This window comes from Pseudomonas sp. NPDC088414 (assembly GCF_044753325.1).
In the GTDB taxonomy this organism is placed as follows: Bacteria; Pseudomonadota; Gammaproteobacteria; order Pseudomonadales; family Pseudomonadaceae; genus Aquipseudomonas.
The window spans coordinates 18317-34979 of sequence record NZ_JBIVMY010000002.1 but is presented as its reverse complement, the minus strand read 5'-3'; the positions used below and the strand labels follow the sequence as shown (position 1 = coordinate 34979).

Sequence of the window (16663 nt, the reverse complement as noted above, 5' to 3'; positions counted from 1 at the left end):
TGGCTGAGGCTGCGTTCCGGTTGCAGCGCGTCGACCAGTTGCTCGAACGGCAGATCCTGATGCGCTTGCGCACCCAGCACGGTGTTTTTCACTTGCTGCAGCAGGCTGCGGAACGTCTGCTGACTGTCGAACTCGGCCTTGAGTACCTGGGTGTTGACGAAGAAACCGATCAGGCCTTCGGTCTCGACCCGGTTGCGGTTGGCCACCGGCACGCCGACGCGGATATCGGCCTGACCGCTGTAGCGATGCAGCAAGGTCTGGAACGATGCCAGCAACAGCGCAAACAGCGTGACGTTCTCGCGCTGCGCCAGGTGCTTGAGCGCGGTGGCCAGTTCGAGGCTCAGCGGGATCTCGCGACGGGCGCCACGATAGCTCTGCTCGGCTGGACGCGGACGATCGCTCGGCAACTCCAGCAGCGGTTGATCGCCAGCGCCGAGTTGTGCGGTCCAGTAGGCCAATTGACGCTCGCGTTCACCGGCGTCCATCCACTGTTTCTGCCACACGGCGTAGTCGGCGTATTGCACCGGCAGCGCCGGCAATTGCACGCTCTTGCCCTGGCTGTAGGCGGCATACAACGCCACCAGTTCATCGACCATGACATTCATCGACCAGCCGTCGGCGACGATGTGATGCAGGGTGATGACCAGCGCGTGGTCATCGGCGGCCAGACGCAGCAGTTTGACCCGCAGCAACGGACCTTGCTGCAGATTGAACAGGTGCAGGGTTTCGGCGGCGACCAACGCTTGCAGCGCCGCCTCGTCGAGCTCCGCCGCCACGTCCTGCACCTGCAGATCGAGCGTGCCGTGAACCTGGATCACTTGCAGGGTCTGACCCTGCTGTTCGACGAAGCAGGTGCGCAGCGATTCGTGGCGCTCGATCAGCGCATCGAAGCTGCGCTGCAACGCCGGCAGATCCAGCTCACCGCGCAGACGCAACGCCGCCGGCACGTGATAAGCGGTGCTGGTCGGTTCCAGCTGCCAGAGGAACCATTGACGCTCTTGGGCATAGGACAGCGCCAGCGGTTGCTGGCGTGGCAAGGCAACAATCGGCGGCTCCCGATGCGCCTGATCGACACCCAGCGCGGCGACAAAGTCTTCCAGCGTGCTGTGTTCGAACAGCGTGCGCAGCGGCACCTGCACGTTCAGTGCCTGACGCACCCGCGAGACCACTTGCGTGACCAGCAACGAGTGGCCGCCCAGTTCGAAGAAGTTGTCGCTCAGGCCCACGCGATCAAGCTTGAGCACCGCTTGCCAGATCTCGGCAACGCTGTGTTGCGTGGCGGTTTGCGGGGCGATGTAAGTCGATTGCAGTTGGCTGGCGTCGGATGCCGGCAAGGCTTTGCGGTCGACTTTGCCGTTCGGCGTCAGCGGCAGTTGCGCGAGGAACAACAGGTGCGCCGGCACCATGTATTCCGGCAGCTCGGCCTTGAGGCTGGCTTTCAATGCGGCGCGCAGTTCAACTTCATCAAAAGCGCTGGCGGCTGGCACCACGTAGCCGACCAGTTGCGGCCCGGTCGGGCCGTCCTGAGCGACTACGACGGTTTCGCGCACGCTGTCGAGGGCGAGCAAACGCGCTTCGATCTCGCCGAGTTCAATCCGGAAACCACGGATTTTCACCTGATGGTCGATTCGCCCGATGTACTCGATCACGCCTTCGGCGCGGTAACGGGTCAGGTCGCCGGTGCGGTACAGACGCGCGCCGGTTGTCGAAAAGGGATCCGGCACAAAGCGTTCGGCAGTCAGGCTCGGGCGCTGGAAGTAACCACGAGCCAGGCCGTCGCCGCCGATCAGCAATTCCCCCGGAGCGCCGAGCGGATTGAGCTCCAGGTCGCTGCCGAGGATGTACAACGCGGTGTTGTCGAGCGGTGTGCCGAGGAATGGACGGCTGTTGTCCGCACTCAAGGCGTGCTGCGCCGACCAGATGGTGGTTTCGGTCGGGCCGTAGAGGTTCCACACGCTCGGCGTCAGCGCGAGCATGCGTTGCGCCAGTTCCTGCGACAGCGCTTCACCGCCACAGAGGAACGTGCGGCCCGCCAGGATGGGCGCCTGTTCATTGTCCAGCAGCATGCGCCAGGTCGAGGGCGTGGCTTGCAGCGCCGTCACGGCGTGACGCTCGATCAGTTCGAGCACCGCTTGCGGGTCTTGATGCACATCCTTGCCGGTCAGCACCACACAGGCGCCGGCCAGCAATGGGCCGTAGATTTCCAGGCCGAAAATATCGAACGAAAAGGTGGTCAGCGACAGCATGCGATCGGCGGCACAGATGCCCGGCTGCTCGATCATGCTCGCGACGAAGTTGCTCAGCGCCGCGTGGCGCACCATCACGCCTTTCGGTTTGCCGGTGGAACCGGAGGTGTAGATCGTATAGGCCAGATTCTCGCCATTGACTGCCACGTCCGGCGCGGTCTGTGGATAAGCCGCCAGCCAGTCGTTTGGCTGATCCAGCAACAGGCTTTGCACGCCCGGCGGGATCGGCAGCTGTGCCTGCAAATGGCTTTGGGTCAGCAGCAACTGCAGGCCGCTGTCCTCGATCATGTAGGCCAGACGATCCTGCGGATACGCCGGATCCAGCGGCACATAAGCACCGCCGGCCTTGAGGATCGCCAGCAGGCCGACGATCATTTCCACACTGCGCTCGACGGCGATGCCGACCAGCTGCTCCGGGCCGACACCGGCCTCGATCAGCTTGTGCGCCAGTTGACTGGAGCGGGCATCCAGCTCGGCGTAGCTCAGCACGTGCTCGCCGATGATCAATGCAGTGGCCTGCGGTGTTTGCTGGGCACGCCGGGAGAAATCCTGCTGCACGCATTCGGCTTGCGCGCTGCGGTCGGCGCTGCGCAACCAGTCCTGCAACAGCACGCCGTGCTCGGTGCTTTCCAGCAACGGCAATTCGCCGACGCGCTGGCTCGGCGCGGCGACGATGCCACGCAGCAGGTTCTGCCAATGACGTGCCAGACGTTCGACGGTTTCAGCTTTGAACAGATCGGTGGCGTAGGTCAGCTCGGCGGCAAAGCCGTCGCTGGACTCGTAGGTATTCAGCGTCAGGTCGAACTGCGCGGTGCGCCCTTCCCACTGCACGTCCTCGACACTCAGCTGCGGCAACTGCGCCGCGTTGCGCCCCTGATCACGGCTGGTCTGGTGGTTGAACATCACCTGGAACACCGGGCTGTGGCTCAGGCTGCGCTCCGGTTGCAGGGCTTCGATCAGTTGCTCGAACGGCAGATCCTGATGCGCCTGCGCAGCCATCGCCGCCTGCTTGACCTGAGCCAGCAACTGGTTGAACGGCAGCTGCCCGCTGACCTCGGCACTCAGCACCTGAGTGTTGACGAAGAAGCCGATCAGGCCTTCAGTCTCGACGCGGTTGCGGTTGGCGGTCGGCACCCCGACGCGAATCTGCGCCTGACCGCTGTAGCGATGCAGCAACGCCTGGAACGACGCCAGCAACAGCATGAACAGGCTTGCGCCTTCGCGCTGCGCCAGTTGTTTGAGGGCGTCGCCGAGGTCTGCCGGCAGGTTCAGCTCCAGCCGCGCACCGCGCAGGCTTTGCACGGCCGGACGCGGGAAATCGATCGGCAGTTCCAGCACCGGCTGCTCGCCGCCCAGGGTCTTGACCCAGTAGGCCAGCTGGCGCTCACGCTCGCCCGCTTCCAGCCAGTGGCGCTGCCAGATCGCGTAGTCGGCGTATTGCACTTCCAGTTCCGGCAGGCTCAGCGGCTGCCCGGCGGTGTCGGCGGCGTAATGCTCGATCAGCTCGTTGACCAGGACTTTGATCGACCAGCCATCGGCGATGATGTGGTGCTGGATCAGCACCAGCACATGATCGTCTTCCGCCACTTCGAGCAGCGCCACCCGCAACAGCGGGCCCTGCTGCAAATTGAACGGGCGCGCGGTTTCGTTCTCGACGAAGGCCTTGATCGCGGCGTCTTCCCCGGCGGCGTCGATGCCCTCCGGCAATGGCGTCAGGCTGATGCTCAGCGGCAGTTGCGGATGAATCACCTGGCAAAAGCTTTCACCCTGTTCGGCGAAAGTCGTGCGCAGGCTTTCGTGGCGTGCCGCCACCGCGTTGAAGCTGCGTTGCAGCGCCGCCACATCCAGCCGGCCCTTGAGGCGCAGGGCGCTGGGGATGTGATACGCGGTGCTGTGCGGATCCATTTGCCAGAGGAACAGTTGCCGTTCCTGAGCGTACGACAGAGGAATCGCCGCAAACCCGGAACGTGTTTCCGGGATCGGCAGGTTGGCCGGAGAGACGCCCTCTTCGAGCATCTTTTCCAGGTACAGCTTACGTTTGTCCAGCGGCAGAGTGATAAAGCGCTTGGCTACCCTCAAAGCAACACTCTTGTCCATCAGACTTCCTCCATATCGTCAAGCAGGGCTTCCAGCTTGCTCAGTTTCTGTTCGTTGATTGCCCCGCCTCCTGTATCGAGTCGAGCGACAAAATCGCTCAGGACGGGGTGCTGGAATAACAGTTGCGGGGTCAGCGTCAGGCCCAGTTCAAGGGCCATGCGCGACACCACGTTGACCGCCAGCAGCGAGTGCCCGCCGAGTTCGAAGAAGTGATCGTTCAAGCCGATGCGTTGCACTTCGAGCACTTGCTGCCAGATCGCCGCGACCTGCTGCTCAAGCTCACTGTGCGGCGCGACATACGCGGCCTGCATCTGGCTGGCATCGACCGCCGGCAGGGCCTTGCGGTCGAGTTTGCCGTTGGGGGTCAGTGGCAACTGCTCAAGGAACAGCAGGTGCGCGGGAATCATGTAGTCAGGTAACGAAGACTTGAGGCCAGTCTTTAGTCCCTCGCGCAGTTGCCGCTGCGCGTCCCCGTCGTGCATCTCCAGTTGCGGAGCGACCACATACGCCACCAGTTGCGCCCCGCTGTCGCTTTCGACGGCCAGCACCGCCGCTTCGCTGACTGCCGGTTGCGCGAGCAATCGCGCCTCGATCTCCCCCAGTTCGATGCGGAATCCACGAATTTTCACCTGATGGTCGATCCGGCCCATGTACTCCAGCTCGCCCTCCTCGCGCTGACGAATCAGGTCGCCGGTGCGGTACATGCGCTGGCCGTTGCCGACGAAAGGATTCGGCACGAAGCGCTCGGCGGTCATCGCCGCACGCCCCAGATAACCGCGCGTGATGCCGGCGCCGGACAGGTACAACTCGGCCGAAACGCCTTGCGGCACCGCGTGCAGATCGGCGTCGAGCAGATGGCTGGCGCTGTGCTCGAGCGCGCGCCCGATCCGCGCCTGACCACCGGCACTGCGGCGGGTCCAGGTCGAATAGGTGGTGTCTTCCGATGGGCCGTACAGGTCGTAAACATGCTCGACCGTCGACTGCTGATACAGCGTATCCACCAGCGCTTGCTTAAGCGGCTCGCCAGCGAGGTTGATGATGCGCACGCTCGACGGAATCTGCCCGGCACGCTGTAGCGCAGCAATCGCCGACGGCACAGTGTTGATCAGACGCACCTGATCGCGGGCCGGCAGTTGCGCCAGCTCCAAGGCATTACGCGCGATGATCAGCGAGCCGCCGTTGGCCAACGTGACAAACAGCTCCCACACCGACAGGTCGAAGCACACCGACGTCGAGGCCAGCACGCCTTGAATGTCGTCGCGGAGGTAGACCTTGGCCGACCAGTCGATCAGCGCCATGACGTTGCGATGGGCAATCGCCACGCCTTTCGGTTTGCCGGTGGAACCGGAGGTGTAGATCACGTAGGCGAGGTTGTCGGGTTGCACCGCTGTCTGTGGTGCAACAGTCGAATAGCCGCTTAGCGAAACCTGATCCATCAGCAGCACTTGGGTATTGCCCGGCACGCTCAGGGTCGCGGCAACGGCCTGCTCGGTGAGCAACACCCGCGCCCGGCTGTCTTCCAGCATGTAGGCCACGCGATCGGCCGGGTAATCCGGGTCCAGCGGCACATACGCTCCACCGGCCTTGAGCACCGCAAGCAAAGCAATCAGCAATTGCTCGGAACGCGGCATCGCTACGCCCACGCGCACTTCCGGGCCGACACCCAGCTCGATCAGTTTGTGCGCCAGACGATTGGCCTGCGCGTCCAGTTCGGCGTAAGTCAGCTGCGTATGGGCGAAGGTCACCGCCAAGGCATCCGGGGTCGCCGCCACTTGATGGGCGATGGCTTGATGGATGCACAACTCGGTGGCGAAATCGCTGTTCACCTGCGGGCTGTGTTCGATCAGGTTCAGTTCGCTGAGCGAACGCTCACCGGCATCCGCCATCTGGCTCAGCAGACGCTGCAGATGCGCGCCCAACTGCGCCACGCTGGCCGCCGCGAAGCTGTCGCGCTGATAGCTGAAATGCACCGACAGTTGCGCGCCCATGCTCACCAACAGGGTCAGCGGATAGTTGGTTTGCTCCTGATTGGCCACCGCGCCGAAGTGCAGACCTTGCGGCGCGCCACGCTCCAGTGCTTCGCCAATCGGGTAGTTCTCGAACACCATCAGGCTGTCGAACAAGGCGTCACCGCCCTGCCCGGCCCAGCGCTGAATGTCCGCCAGCGGCGTGTGTTCGAATTCGCGCGAGGCGAGGTTCTGCGCCTGCACCGCTTGCAGCCAGGCGATCACGCTCTGCTGCGCGGGCGGTGCGGCGATCACCGGCAGCGTGTTGATGAACAGACCGATCTGCGCTTCGGCACCCGGCAGATCCGCCGGACGCCCGGCGACGGTGGCGCCGAACGCCACGCAATCCTTACCGGTGTAGCGCTGCAACAGCAGCAGCCACGCCGCTTGCACCACGGTGTTGACGGTGACTTTCGCGGCCCGGGCAAACTCGCCCAGGCGCTGGCTCAGCTCAGCGTCCAGCACCTGGTAATGATCGCCGTAACCCACGCTCGGCAAACCGGCCTGCGGCCGCGCGATGGCATTGGCCAGGCGCGTCGGTTCCTGCAGATCGCCCAGCGTCGCCAACCAGTAGGCTTCAGCCGCCGCGCCATCCTGACGTTGCAGCCAGGCGATGTAATCGCGGTAGCGACCCGCGCCACGGGCGACCGCTTCGCCGCTGTAGTGCTGCAACACTTCGCCGAGCAACTGCGCGCTGCTCCAGCCGTCCATCAGGATGTGATGGTTGGTGTAGATCAGGTGATAACGCTCGGCTGCGGTGCGCACCAGCACCAGACGCATCAGCGGTGCACAGCCCAGGTCCAGGCCCAGTGCGCGCTCCTCATCGGCGAGGGTTTGCAGCGCCGCCTCCAGATCAGTTCTGCCGTGCCAGTCGAGCACGCTGAACGGCACCTCGACCTGACGCTGTACCACTTGCACCGGTTGCGGCAGGTCGCCTTGCCAGAAGAAACCGCTGCGCAGGATGTCGTGGGCATCCACCGCCGCCTGCCACGCTGCGCGGAAGCGTTGCGGATTGACACCGTCGACGTCCAGGCGCATCTGGTTGATGTAGTCGCCATTGCCGTGTTCGAGCAAGGTGTGGAACAGCATGCCCTGCTGCATCGGCGACAGCGGATAGATGTCGTCGATGCCTTGCGGCTCCAGCACCAGTGCGTCGAGTTGCGCTTGCGACAGTTGCGCCAGCGGGAAGTCCGACGGCGTCACACCACGGTTGGCACTGTCGCAGCAGTGGCCGATCAGCGCGGTCAGTTCCTGCACATAGTCGTCGGCCAGACGCTGAATGGTGGCTGTGTCGAACATCGCGCCGCTGTAGGTCCAGCTCAGGTCCAGCTCACCGCCGAACACCTTGCTGTTAAGCGCCAGCGGATTGCCCAGTGGCCCTTGCAGATTGACCTCTGCGCCGCCGGACTCGCTGGTCGGCACGAACAGAGCATCGCTGGCGGCATCGAAGCTGCCATCGAACTGGCCAAGATAGTTGAAGGTCAGGCGCGGCGCCGGCAAGGCTTGCAGGGTGGCACGCGCCGACTCATCACCGAGGTGCGCGAGTGCGCCGAAGCCGATGCCTTTGTGGGGGATCGCCCGCAGCTGTTCCTTGATCTGCTTGAGCGAGGTGCCGAGTTCGGCGGCCGGTGCCAGGCGTGCCGGGAATACGCTGGTGAACCAGCCCACTGTACGGGTCAGATCGATGTGTTCGAACAGGTCTTCGCGACCATGGCCCTCAAGCAACACCAACGCATTGTCGTCACCGGTCCAGCGCACCAGCACCCGCGCCAGCGCGGTCAGCAACAGGTCGTTGACTTGGGTGCGATAGGCCGCCGGGGCTTCCTGCAACAACTGACGGGTCAGGGTCTGATCGAGTTTGCTGCGCAGGGTCAGCGCCTGATCGTGTTGCTGCCCACCGTTCGGATGGTCGTAAGGCAAAGCCGCCGAAGCGCCCTGCAACTGCTGCTGCCAGAAGCCCAGTTCGGCCTGTAACGCCGGGGTTTTGGCGTAGTCCTGCAACGCCGCCGCCCAGGCTTTGAGCGCACTGGTTTTCGCCGGCAATTGCACGGGCTTACCTGCGCGGAGCTGGCGATAGGCGTTTTGCAGATCTTCGAACAGAATCCGCCACGACACGCCATCGACCACCAGGTGATGAACGATCAGCAGCAGGCGCTGACTGCCATCAGCCAGGTTCGCCAGCACCGCGCGGATCAGCGAACCGCCGCTCAGTTGCAGGCTGCGCTGGGCCTTGTTGCCCAGCGCCTCAAGGGCGGCGAGATCAGCAACCTCGACTTGCCAGAGAATGGTTTCCCCCGCTTGCGTGGCGACGTCGCGGTAATGCGCCGACCAACCCGCAGCCTGCTCGACAAAGTCCAGACGCAAACTGTCGTGCTGAACCACCAACGCATCCAGCGCTTGCTCCAGTACCTGAGGGTCCAGCGCCTGTGTCGGCTTGAGCATCACCGACTGGTTCCAGTGGTGACGGTCGGGAATCGCTTCGGCAAAGAATGCCTGATGAATCGGCAGCAGCGCGGTTTCGCCGGTTTGCGCGTGCTGATCGATGGGTTGCACCGCCTCGCCGGTCTGCGCGACTGTAGCGAGGGCCTGAATGGTCTGGTGCTGGAACAGGTCTTTGGGGCTGAAGCGAATCCCGGCCTGCCGCGCCCGGCTGACCACTTGAATCGAGATGATCGAATCGCCGCCCAGTTCGAAGAAGTTGTCGCTGACACCCACTTGCTCAAGCTTGAGCACGTCTTGCCAGATCGCCGCCAGTTGCTGCTCCAGCGCGCTCTGTGGGGCGACATAGGTTTGCTGCAGTTGGCTGACATCCGGCTTCGGCAGGTTCTTGCGATCGAGCTTGCCGTTCGGCGTCAGCGGCATGCGCTCAAGACGCAGGACATACGCCGGCACCATGTGCGCCGGCAGGCTGGCCTTGAGCTGCGCGCGCAGGTGGTCGGTGAACTCGGCACTCGCTGAATCACCGACCACGTAGGCCACCAGACGCTTGCCACTGCCGGCGCTGCCTTCCTGCGCCACGACCACCGCTTCGCGCACGCCGTCGAGGGCTTGCAGCGCCGCTTCGACTTCGCCCAGTTCGATACGGAACCCGCGAATCTTCACCTGATTGTCGATGCGATCCAGATAGTCAAAGGTACCGTCGACACGCTGGCGCACCAGGTCGCCAGTGCGATAGAGCAAGCCGCCATTTGCGCTGAACGGGTCGGCGACAAAACGCTCGGCGGTCAGCCCCGGACGGTTCAGATAACCCCGCGCCAACCCGGTGCCACCGAGGTACAACTCACCGGCCATGCCTTGCGGCAACAGGTTCAGATCGGCGTCGAGCACATAGGCGCTGCGGTCGCCGATCCGGCTGCCGATCGGCGCGTAAGCAGCGCCGCACGGCTCTTCACGGCCAGCCTTCCAGATCAACGGCGTGACCACGGTTTCGGTCGGGCCGTAGCCGTTGATGATGTAGTCCGGATCGAGCGCGCGTTTGACCCGTTCGAAACTGGCGTTCGGCACCGCATCGCCGCCGAAGCAATAGATCCGCACCTTCGGCGGGTTGCCGACACGCTCGGCGTGTTCGGCCAGTTGTTGCAGGTACACCGGCGGGAACGCGACCACGCTCACGCCGTGTTCGATCATCGCGTTGTAGGTCTGCTCCGGCGTCCACAGCGTGTCGTCGCGAATCAGCAGCGAAGCACCGTGGGTCAGGCTGGTCAGCCAGCGTTCGTGGGCGCCGTCGAAGGCGAACGACATGAAGTGGAATTCGCAGTCGCTGTCGCGCATTTCATAGCGCTGACCGATGGCCTGGCAATGCATCGCCAGTGGCCCATGGGCAACGCTGACGCCTTTCGGATTGCCGGTGGAACCGGAGGTGTAGATCACGTACGCGAGGTTGTGCGGATCGACTGGCACCTGTGGCGCCGTGCTCGGCAATTCGCGCAGGTCGAGACGATCCAGTTCCAGCAACGGCACCGACTCGTCGACCGGCAATTGCGCCGACACCGACGAATCACTGATCAGCAGCGCCAGACCTGAATCCTCGATCAGATAAGCCAGGCGCTCACGCGGGTAACTGGTGTCCAGCGGCACATAGGCACCGCCGGCCTTGAGCACCGCCAGCAGCGCGACGATCACCGCCTCGCTGCGCGGCAGGGCGACGCCGACCCGAGTCTCGGCGCCGACACCACGGGCGATCAGCGCGTGGGCCAGTTGATTGGCACGCTGCTCGATTTCGCCATAACTGAAGTGCTGACCGTTGAAGATCACTGCGGTGCGCTGCGGACGCTCGGCCGCCAGCGCGGCAATGCGCTGATGCACCGCGATGTCCAGCGGGTACGGCTGCGGCTGGTTTTCGGCTTGCTGGCGGGCATGCTCGTCAGCGCTGGCCAGAGCGATTTCGCCAAGGTTGCGCTCGGCCGACAGCGCAAACTGCTCGAGCAATTGCAGCAGGTGAGCACTGATGCCTTCGATCACCTCACCGGCAAACTGGCTGCGGTCGAAACTGTAGTGCAGCGCCAGTTGCTGACCGAGGGTGACCGCCACGCTCAGGGCGTAGTGGGTCTGTTCGAGGTTGCCGACATCACCGAACTGCAGGCCCTGCCCGGCCTGGCTCAGCGCCTGGGCGACCGGGTAGTTTTCGAACACCAGAATGTTGTCGAACAGCGCTTCACCGCCCTGCCCGGCCCAGCGCTGGATGTCCGCCAGCGGCGTGTGTTCGAAGTCGCGCAGGCTGAGGTTTTGCGCCTGCACCGCTTGCAGCCACTGGCCAACGCTTTGATCCGGACGCGGCGCGCCGATCACCGGCAAGGTGTTGATGAACAGGCCGACCTGCTGCTCGATGCCCGGCAAATCCGCCGGCCGCCCGGCCACGGTCGCACCGAACGCCACCGCTTCGTGACCGGTGTAGCGCTGCAGCAACAGCAGCCACGCGGCTTGCACGAGGGTGTTGACGGTGACTTTCTGCTGGCGGGCAAACGCTTCCAGCGCCTGAGTGCGCGGCACGTCCAGCGTCAGGTAATGGTCGCCGTGGCCACTGTCGCGCTCGCCGCCGGTGGCGGCGCGGGCCAGTCGGGTCGGCTCTTGCAGCGTGGCCAACTGAGCGTTCCAGAAGTCCTGACTGAGTTGCGCGTCCTGACGCTGCAGCCAAGCGATGTAATCGCGATACCGCCCGCCGCCATGGGCCGGGGTGCGACCGCTGTAGCGCTGCAACACTTCGCCGAGCAACTGCGAGTTGCTCCAGCCGTCCATGAGGATGTGGTGATGGGTGTAGATCAGGTGCCATTGCTCGGCAGCGGTCTGCACCAGCACCAGACGCAGCAACGGTGCATGGCTCAGATCGAATCCTTGCTGACGCTCGGCATCGGCCAGCGCCGCGAGCGCTGCCGGCTGATCGTCGCGCTGACGCCAGTCGAGAATGCTGAACGGCAACTGCACCTGCTTATGGACGATCTGCAGCGGTTGCGCCAGTTCGCCCTGCCAGACGAAACCGCTGCGCAGAATGTCCTGCGCATCGACGGTGGCCTGCCACGCGGCGCGGAACCGCTCAGGGTCAAGACCTTGCACATCCACGCGCAACTGGTTGATGTACTCACCCGCCGCTTGCTCGTAGAGGGTATGGAACAGCAAACCCTGCTGCATCGGCGACAGCGGATAGACATCGTCGAGCTGACCGGTCGGCACCGGCAGCGCATCCAGTTGCGCCTGGGTCACCCGAGCCAGCGGGAAGTCCGACGGCGTCGCTTGCGCAATGGGTAGTGTGCAGCAATGTTCGATCAGCGCCTGCAACTCGATGGCATATTGATCGACCAGGTGCTGCACCGTGGCGCTGTCGAACATCTCGCGGCTGAAGCCCCAGCTCATCGACAGTTCGCCGCCATACACCTGACCTTCCACGGTCAGCCAGTTGCCCAGAGGCGCCGACGGATCCTGCGCCACGCCGCTGGTTTCAACCGACGGCACGAACAGCGCCGCCTCGTCGAACTGACGGTCGAACTGGCCCAGGTAGTTGAAGGTGATGCGCGGTTGCGGCAACGCGGCCAGTTCGGCGCGCACCGACGGCGCGGCCAGATGGCGCAGCACGCCGTAACCCAGACCTTTGTCCGGCACCGCGCGCAGTTGCTCCTTGATCGCCTTGATCGAGCCGTCGAGATCAGCGCTGGCGGTCAGGTTGACCGCGAACAGGCTGGTGAACCAGCCCACGGTGCGGGTCAGGTCGACGCCATCGAACAGGTCTTCGCGGCCGTGGCCTTCCAGTTCGATCAACGTCCCCGGCTGCTGGCTCCAGCGGCTGATGGTGCGCGCCAGGGCGGTGAGCAACAGATCGTTGACCTGGGTGCTATAGGCGGCGGGCGCCTGTTGCAGCAACTGGCGGGTGCGCTCGGCGTCGAGGCGCCATTCGATTTTCTCGCCATGCAGGTTGTGCAGGCTGCCATCCGGGCGGTCGCACGGCAGATCCTCGGCGCCCTGATGCTGGGCTTTCCAATAGCTCAATTGCTCATCGAAGCGCGACGCTTCCTGCGCCAGACGCGCCGTCCAGCTCTGGAACGCGCTGGTCTTGGCCGGCAACTGAATGCCGCCACCCGCCGCGAGCTGCTCGTAAGCCTGCTGCAGATCTTCCAGCAGCACCCGCCAGGAAACGCCATCGACCGCCAGGTGATGGATGATCAGTGCCAGTCGTTGCGAGCCATCGGCCATGGTCACCAGCAACGCGCGCAACAGCGGGCCGTTTTGCAGGTCGAGGCTGCGCTGCGCTTCGTTGCACAGCGCCTGCAACTGTTCGGCAGATTCGGCATCGCGTTGCCACAGCTCAGCGCCGGCCAGCAGCGGGCCGTGGCTTTGTTGCCAGCCTTCGCTACCTTCGACAAAACGCAGGCGCAAGGCGTCGTGGTGATTGGTCAGGTGGGTCAGCGCCGCATCGAGCCATTGCGCGTTCAATGCCTCACGCGGGGTCAACAGCAACGACTGGTTCCAGTGCTCGCGCACCGGCATCGCCCGGCTGAAGAAATCCTGCTGGATCGGCCCGAGCACGGCGTCACCGGTCACCGGTCCCTGATCCACCGAGGACAGATGATCGTGGCTCGCGACCAGCGCCAGACTGCGCACGGTCTGGTACTGGAACAGGTCACGCGGACTGATACGGATCCCGGCCTGCCGCGCACGGCTGACCACTTGAATCGAGATGATCGAATCGCCGCCCAGCTCGAAGAAGTTGTCTTCGAGGCCGACGCGGTCGAGGCCGAGCACAGCTTCCCAGATCGCCGCGAGGGCTTTCTGCATGGCGTCCTGTGGCGCCACGAATGCCTGTTGTGGCGCGGCATCCGGTTGTGGCAAGGCCTTGCGGTCGAGCTTGCCGTTGGCGGTGACCGGCAATTTGTCGAGGGTGATCAGGTAGGTCGGCACCATGAACTCCGGCAGACTGCCGAGCAGCCACGCCTTGACCTCTTGCTGCCACTGCTCGTCTGCCTGCGGGTTCTCCAGGACCAGATAAGCCACCAGATGCTTGCCGCCCTGCACCAGCACCACCGCCTCACGCACCAGCGAGTGCTGCATCAGGCGGGTTTCGATTTCGCCCAGTTCGATGCGCAAACCGCGCAACTTAACCTGGTGGTCGAGACGGCCGAGGTATTCGATCACGCCGTCGGCACGCTGCCGCACACGGTCGCCGGTGCGGTACAGGCGCACGCCGTCATGGAACGGGCACGGCACAAAACGTTCGGCCGTCAGCGCTGGCCGCTGGTGATAACTGCGCGCCAGCCCGGCGCCGCCCAGATACAGTTCACCGGCGACACCGCTCGGCACCGGCAGCAATTCGGCATCGAGGACATGGGTGCGCAGGTTGGCGATCGGCCGGCCGATCGGCACGCTGTCCGCGCCTTCATCGACACAGGTCCAGTGGGTGACGTCGATGGCCGCTTCGGTCGGGCCGTACAAGTTGTAGAGGCTGGCGTTCGGCAGTTTAGCGAAGACTTGCAGCTGCGCATCCAGCGGCAACGCTTCACCGCTGCAGACAATCCGCTTGAGACCGCTGCAGCTTTCCACGCCGGTCTCGTGGATGAACGCCTGCAACATCGACGGCACAAAGTGCAGCGTGCTGATGCGGTGGCGGTTGATGCTATCGATCAGTTGCAGCGGATCACGGTGCGCGCCCGGCGCGGCCACCACCAGCCGCGCGCCGGTCAGCAGCGGCCAGAAGAACTCCCACACCGACACGTCGAAACTGAACGGGGTTTTCTGCAGCACCGAATCACTGGCGTCCAGCGCATAGGCTTCCTGCATCCAGCACAAACGGTTGACCAGCGCCGCGTGGCTGTTGCCGGCGCCCTTCGGTTTGCCGGTGGAGCCCGAGGTGTAAATCACGTAGGCCAGGTTCAGCGGATCGACGCTGACCTCCGGACGGCTATCGCTGTAACGGTCGAGCAGCCCCGGCTGATCCAGGGTGATGAGTTTCACGCCATCAGTCGGCAGCGCTGCCAGCAGCGCCTGTTGCGTCAACAGCAAGGTGATGCCGCTGTCCTCGATCATGTAGGCCAGACGCTCCTGCGGATACTCCGGATCCAGCGGCACGTAGGCGCCGCCGGCCTTGAGAATCGCCAGCAGCGCGACGACCATTTCCACCGAACGCAGGGCGCAAACGCCAACCAGACTGTCCGCCTGCACCCCCTGTTCGCGCAGCAGATGCGCCAGGCGATTGGCCCGCGCATCCAGCTCGGCGTAGCTCAGCGTCTGTTCGCCGAACACCAGTGCCGGTGCCTGCGGCGTACGCGCGACCTGCGCTTCGATCAACTGGTGAATCGGCGTGTCGCTCGGGTACTGAGCGTGGACGTTGTTCCAGTCGTGCACCAGGGTGCGCTGCTCGTCAGCCTCCAGCAGCGGCAACTCACCGATGCGCTGCGACGGATCGGCGACCATCGCCGTCAACAAGCGCAGCCAGTGCCGCGCCATGCGTTCGATGGTCGGTGCATCGAACAGGTCGCTGGCGTAGGTCAGTGCGGCGTGGAGCTTGCCGCCCTTCTCCCAGGTGTCCAGCGTCAGGTCGAACTGGGTGGTGCGGCTCTGCCAGTCGAGGCTGTCGAGTTGCAGGCCGGATGCGGTGCTAATGGTGGCGATATCGGCGACGTGCGGCTGATGGTTGTACATCACCTGGAACAGTGGCGTGTGGCTGAGGCTGCGTTCCAGCTTCAGCGCTTCGACCAGTTGCTCGAACGGCAGATCCTGATGCGCCTGGGCACCCAGCGCGGTTTCCTTGACCGCCCGCAACAGTTCGTCGACCCGGGTCTGACCGTGCAGTTGCGTGCGCAGCACCTGAGTGTTGACGAAGAAGCCGATCAGGCCTTCGATCTCGCCGCGATTGCGGTTGGCGATCGGCACACCGACGCGCAGGTCGGTCTGCCCGGTATAACGGTGCAGCAGCGCATTGAAGGCGCCGAGCAAGAACATGAACACAGTGACCTGATGCTGTTGCGCAGTGCTGCGCAGTTGTTCGGCGAGTTGGCCGTCGACTGCGAATTCATAGCGGGTGCCGCGATAGCTCGGCATTGCCGGGCGCGAATGGTCCAGTGGCAGCTCCAGCACCGGGTGTTCGTCGCCCAGTTGCGCCTGCCAATAGTCGAGTTGGCGCGCCTGCTCACCGGCCTCCAGCCAGCGGCGCTGCCACAGCGCATAGTCGCTGTACTGGATCGGCAATGGCGGCAATTGCGGCGTCTGACCGGCGTCGAACGCGTCGTAGCAACGGATGAATTCGTCGATCAACACGTTCATCGACCAGCCATCGGACACGATGTGGTGCAGGGTCAGCAGCAGCACGTGTTCCTGCTCGGCAAGCTTGAGCAAGGTCACCCGCAGCAACGGGCCGACCGCCAGATCGAATGGCAACACCGACTGCTGTTCGGCGGCGCGGATCACCGCCTGCTCGCGCTCACTGGCCGGCAGTGCGCTAAAGTCTTCCCGGGTAATCAGCAGCGGCGCGGTGGCCGGCACTTGCAGGAGGCTGTCATCGGCCTGGCGCTGGAACACCGTACGCAGGGTTTCGTGGCGCTCCACGAGGCTGGCGAAAGCTTGCTCCAGCGCCGCCAGGTTCAGTCGACCGTTGAGCCGCACCGCACCGGGCAGGTTGTAGGCGCCGCTCTGCGGGTCGAGTTGCCACAGGAACCACATGCGGCGCTGCGCGTAAGACAGCGCCTGACGATCCTCGGCTGCGATGCCGGCCGGTATCGGGAACCGCGCGAAATCCACGCCCTCCTTGTGCAGGGCCGCGAGGAACATCTGGCGCTTTTCCAGGGGCAACCCGATAAACCGGCGAGCAAGTTTCAAGGAGTCTTCAGCATTCAT

General features: G+C 64.3%; 2 protein-coding genes (1 of these 2 only partly in view). Both read right to left on the bottom strand.

All coding sequences use genetic code 11. The features are described from left to right. A protein-coding gene (locus ACIP8I_RS03115; RefSeq protein ID WP_400758601.1) for a non-ribosomal peptide synthase/polyketide synthase crosses the window boundary here: on the bottom strand, positions 1-4343 show its start. It extends 10654 nt beyond the left edge of the window; the window shows 4343 of its 14997 coding nt (coding positions 1-4343); it begins with the start codon at positions 4341-4343; its stop codon lies beyond the left edge, outside the window. Next, on the bottom strand, positions 4343-16663 hold the full coding sequence (locus ACIP8I_RS03110) for a non-ribosomal peptide synthase/polyketide synthase (protein ID WP_400758599.1): 12321 nt from the start codon (positions 16661-16663) through the stop codon (positions 4343-4345). Before ACIP8I_RS03110 ends, ACIP8I_RS03115 begins: the two co-directional genes overlap by 1 nt.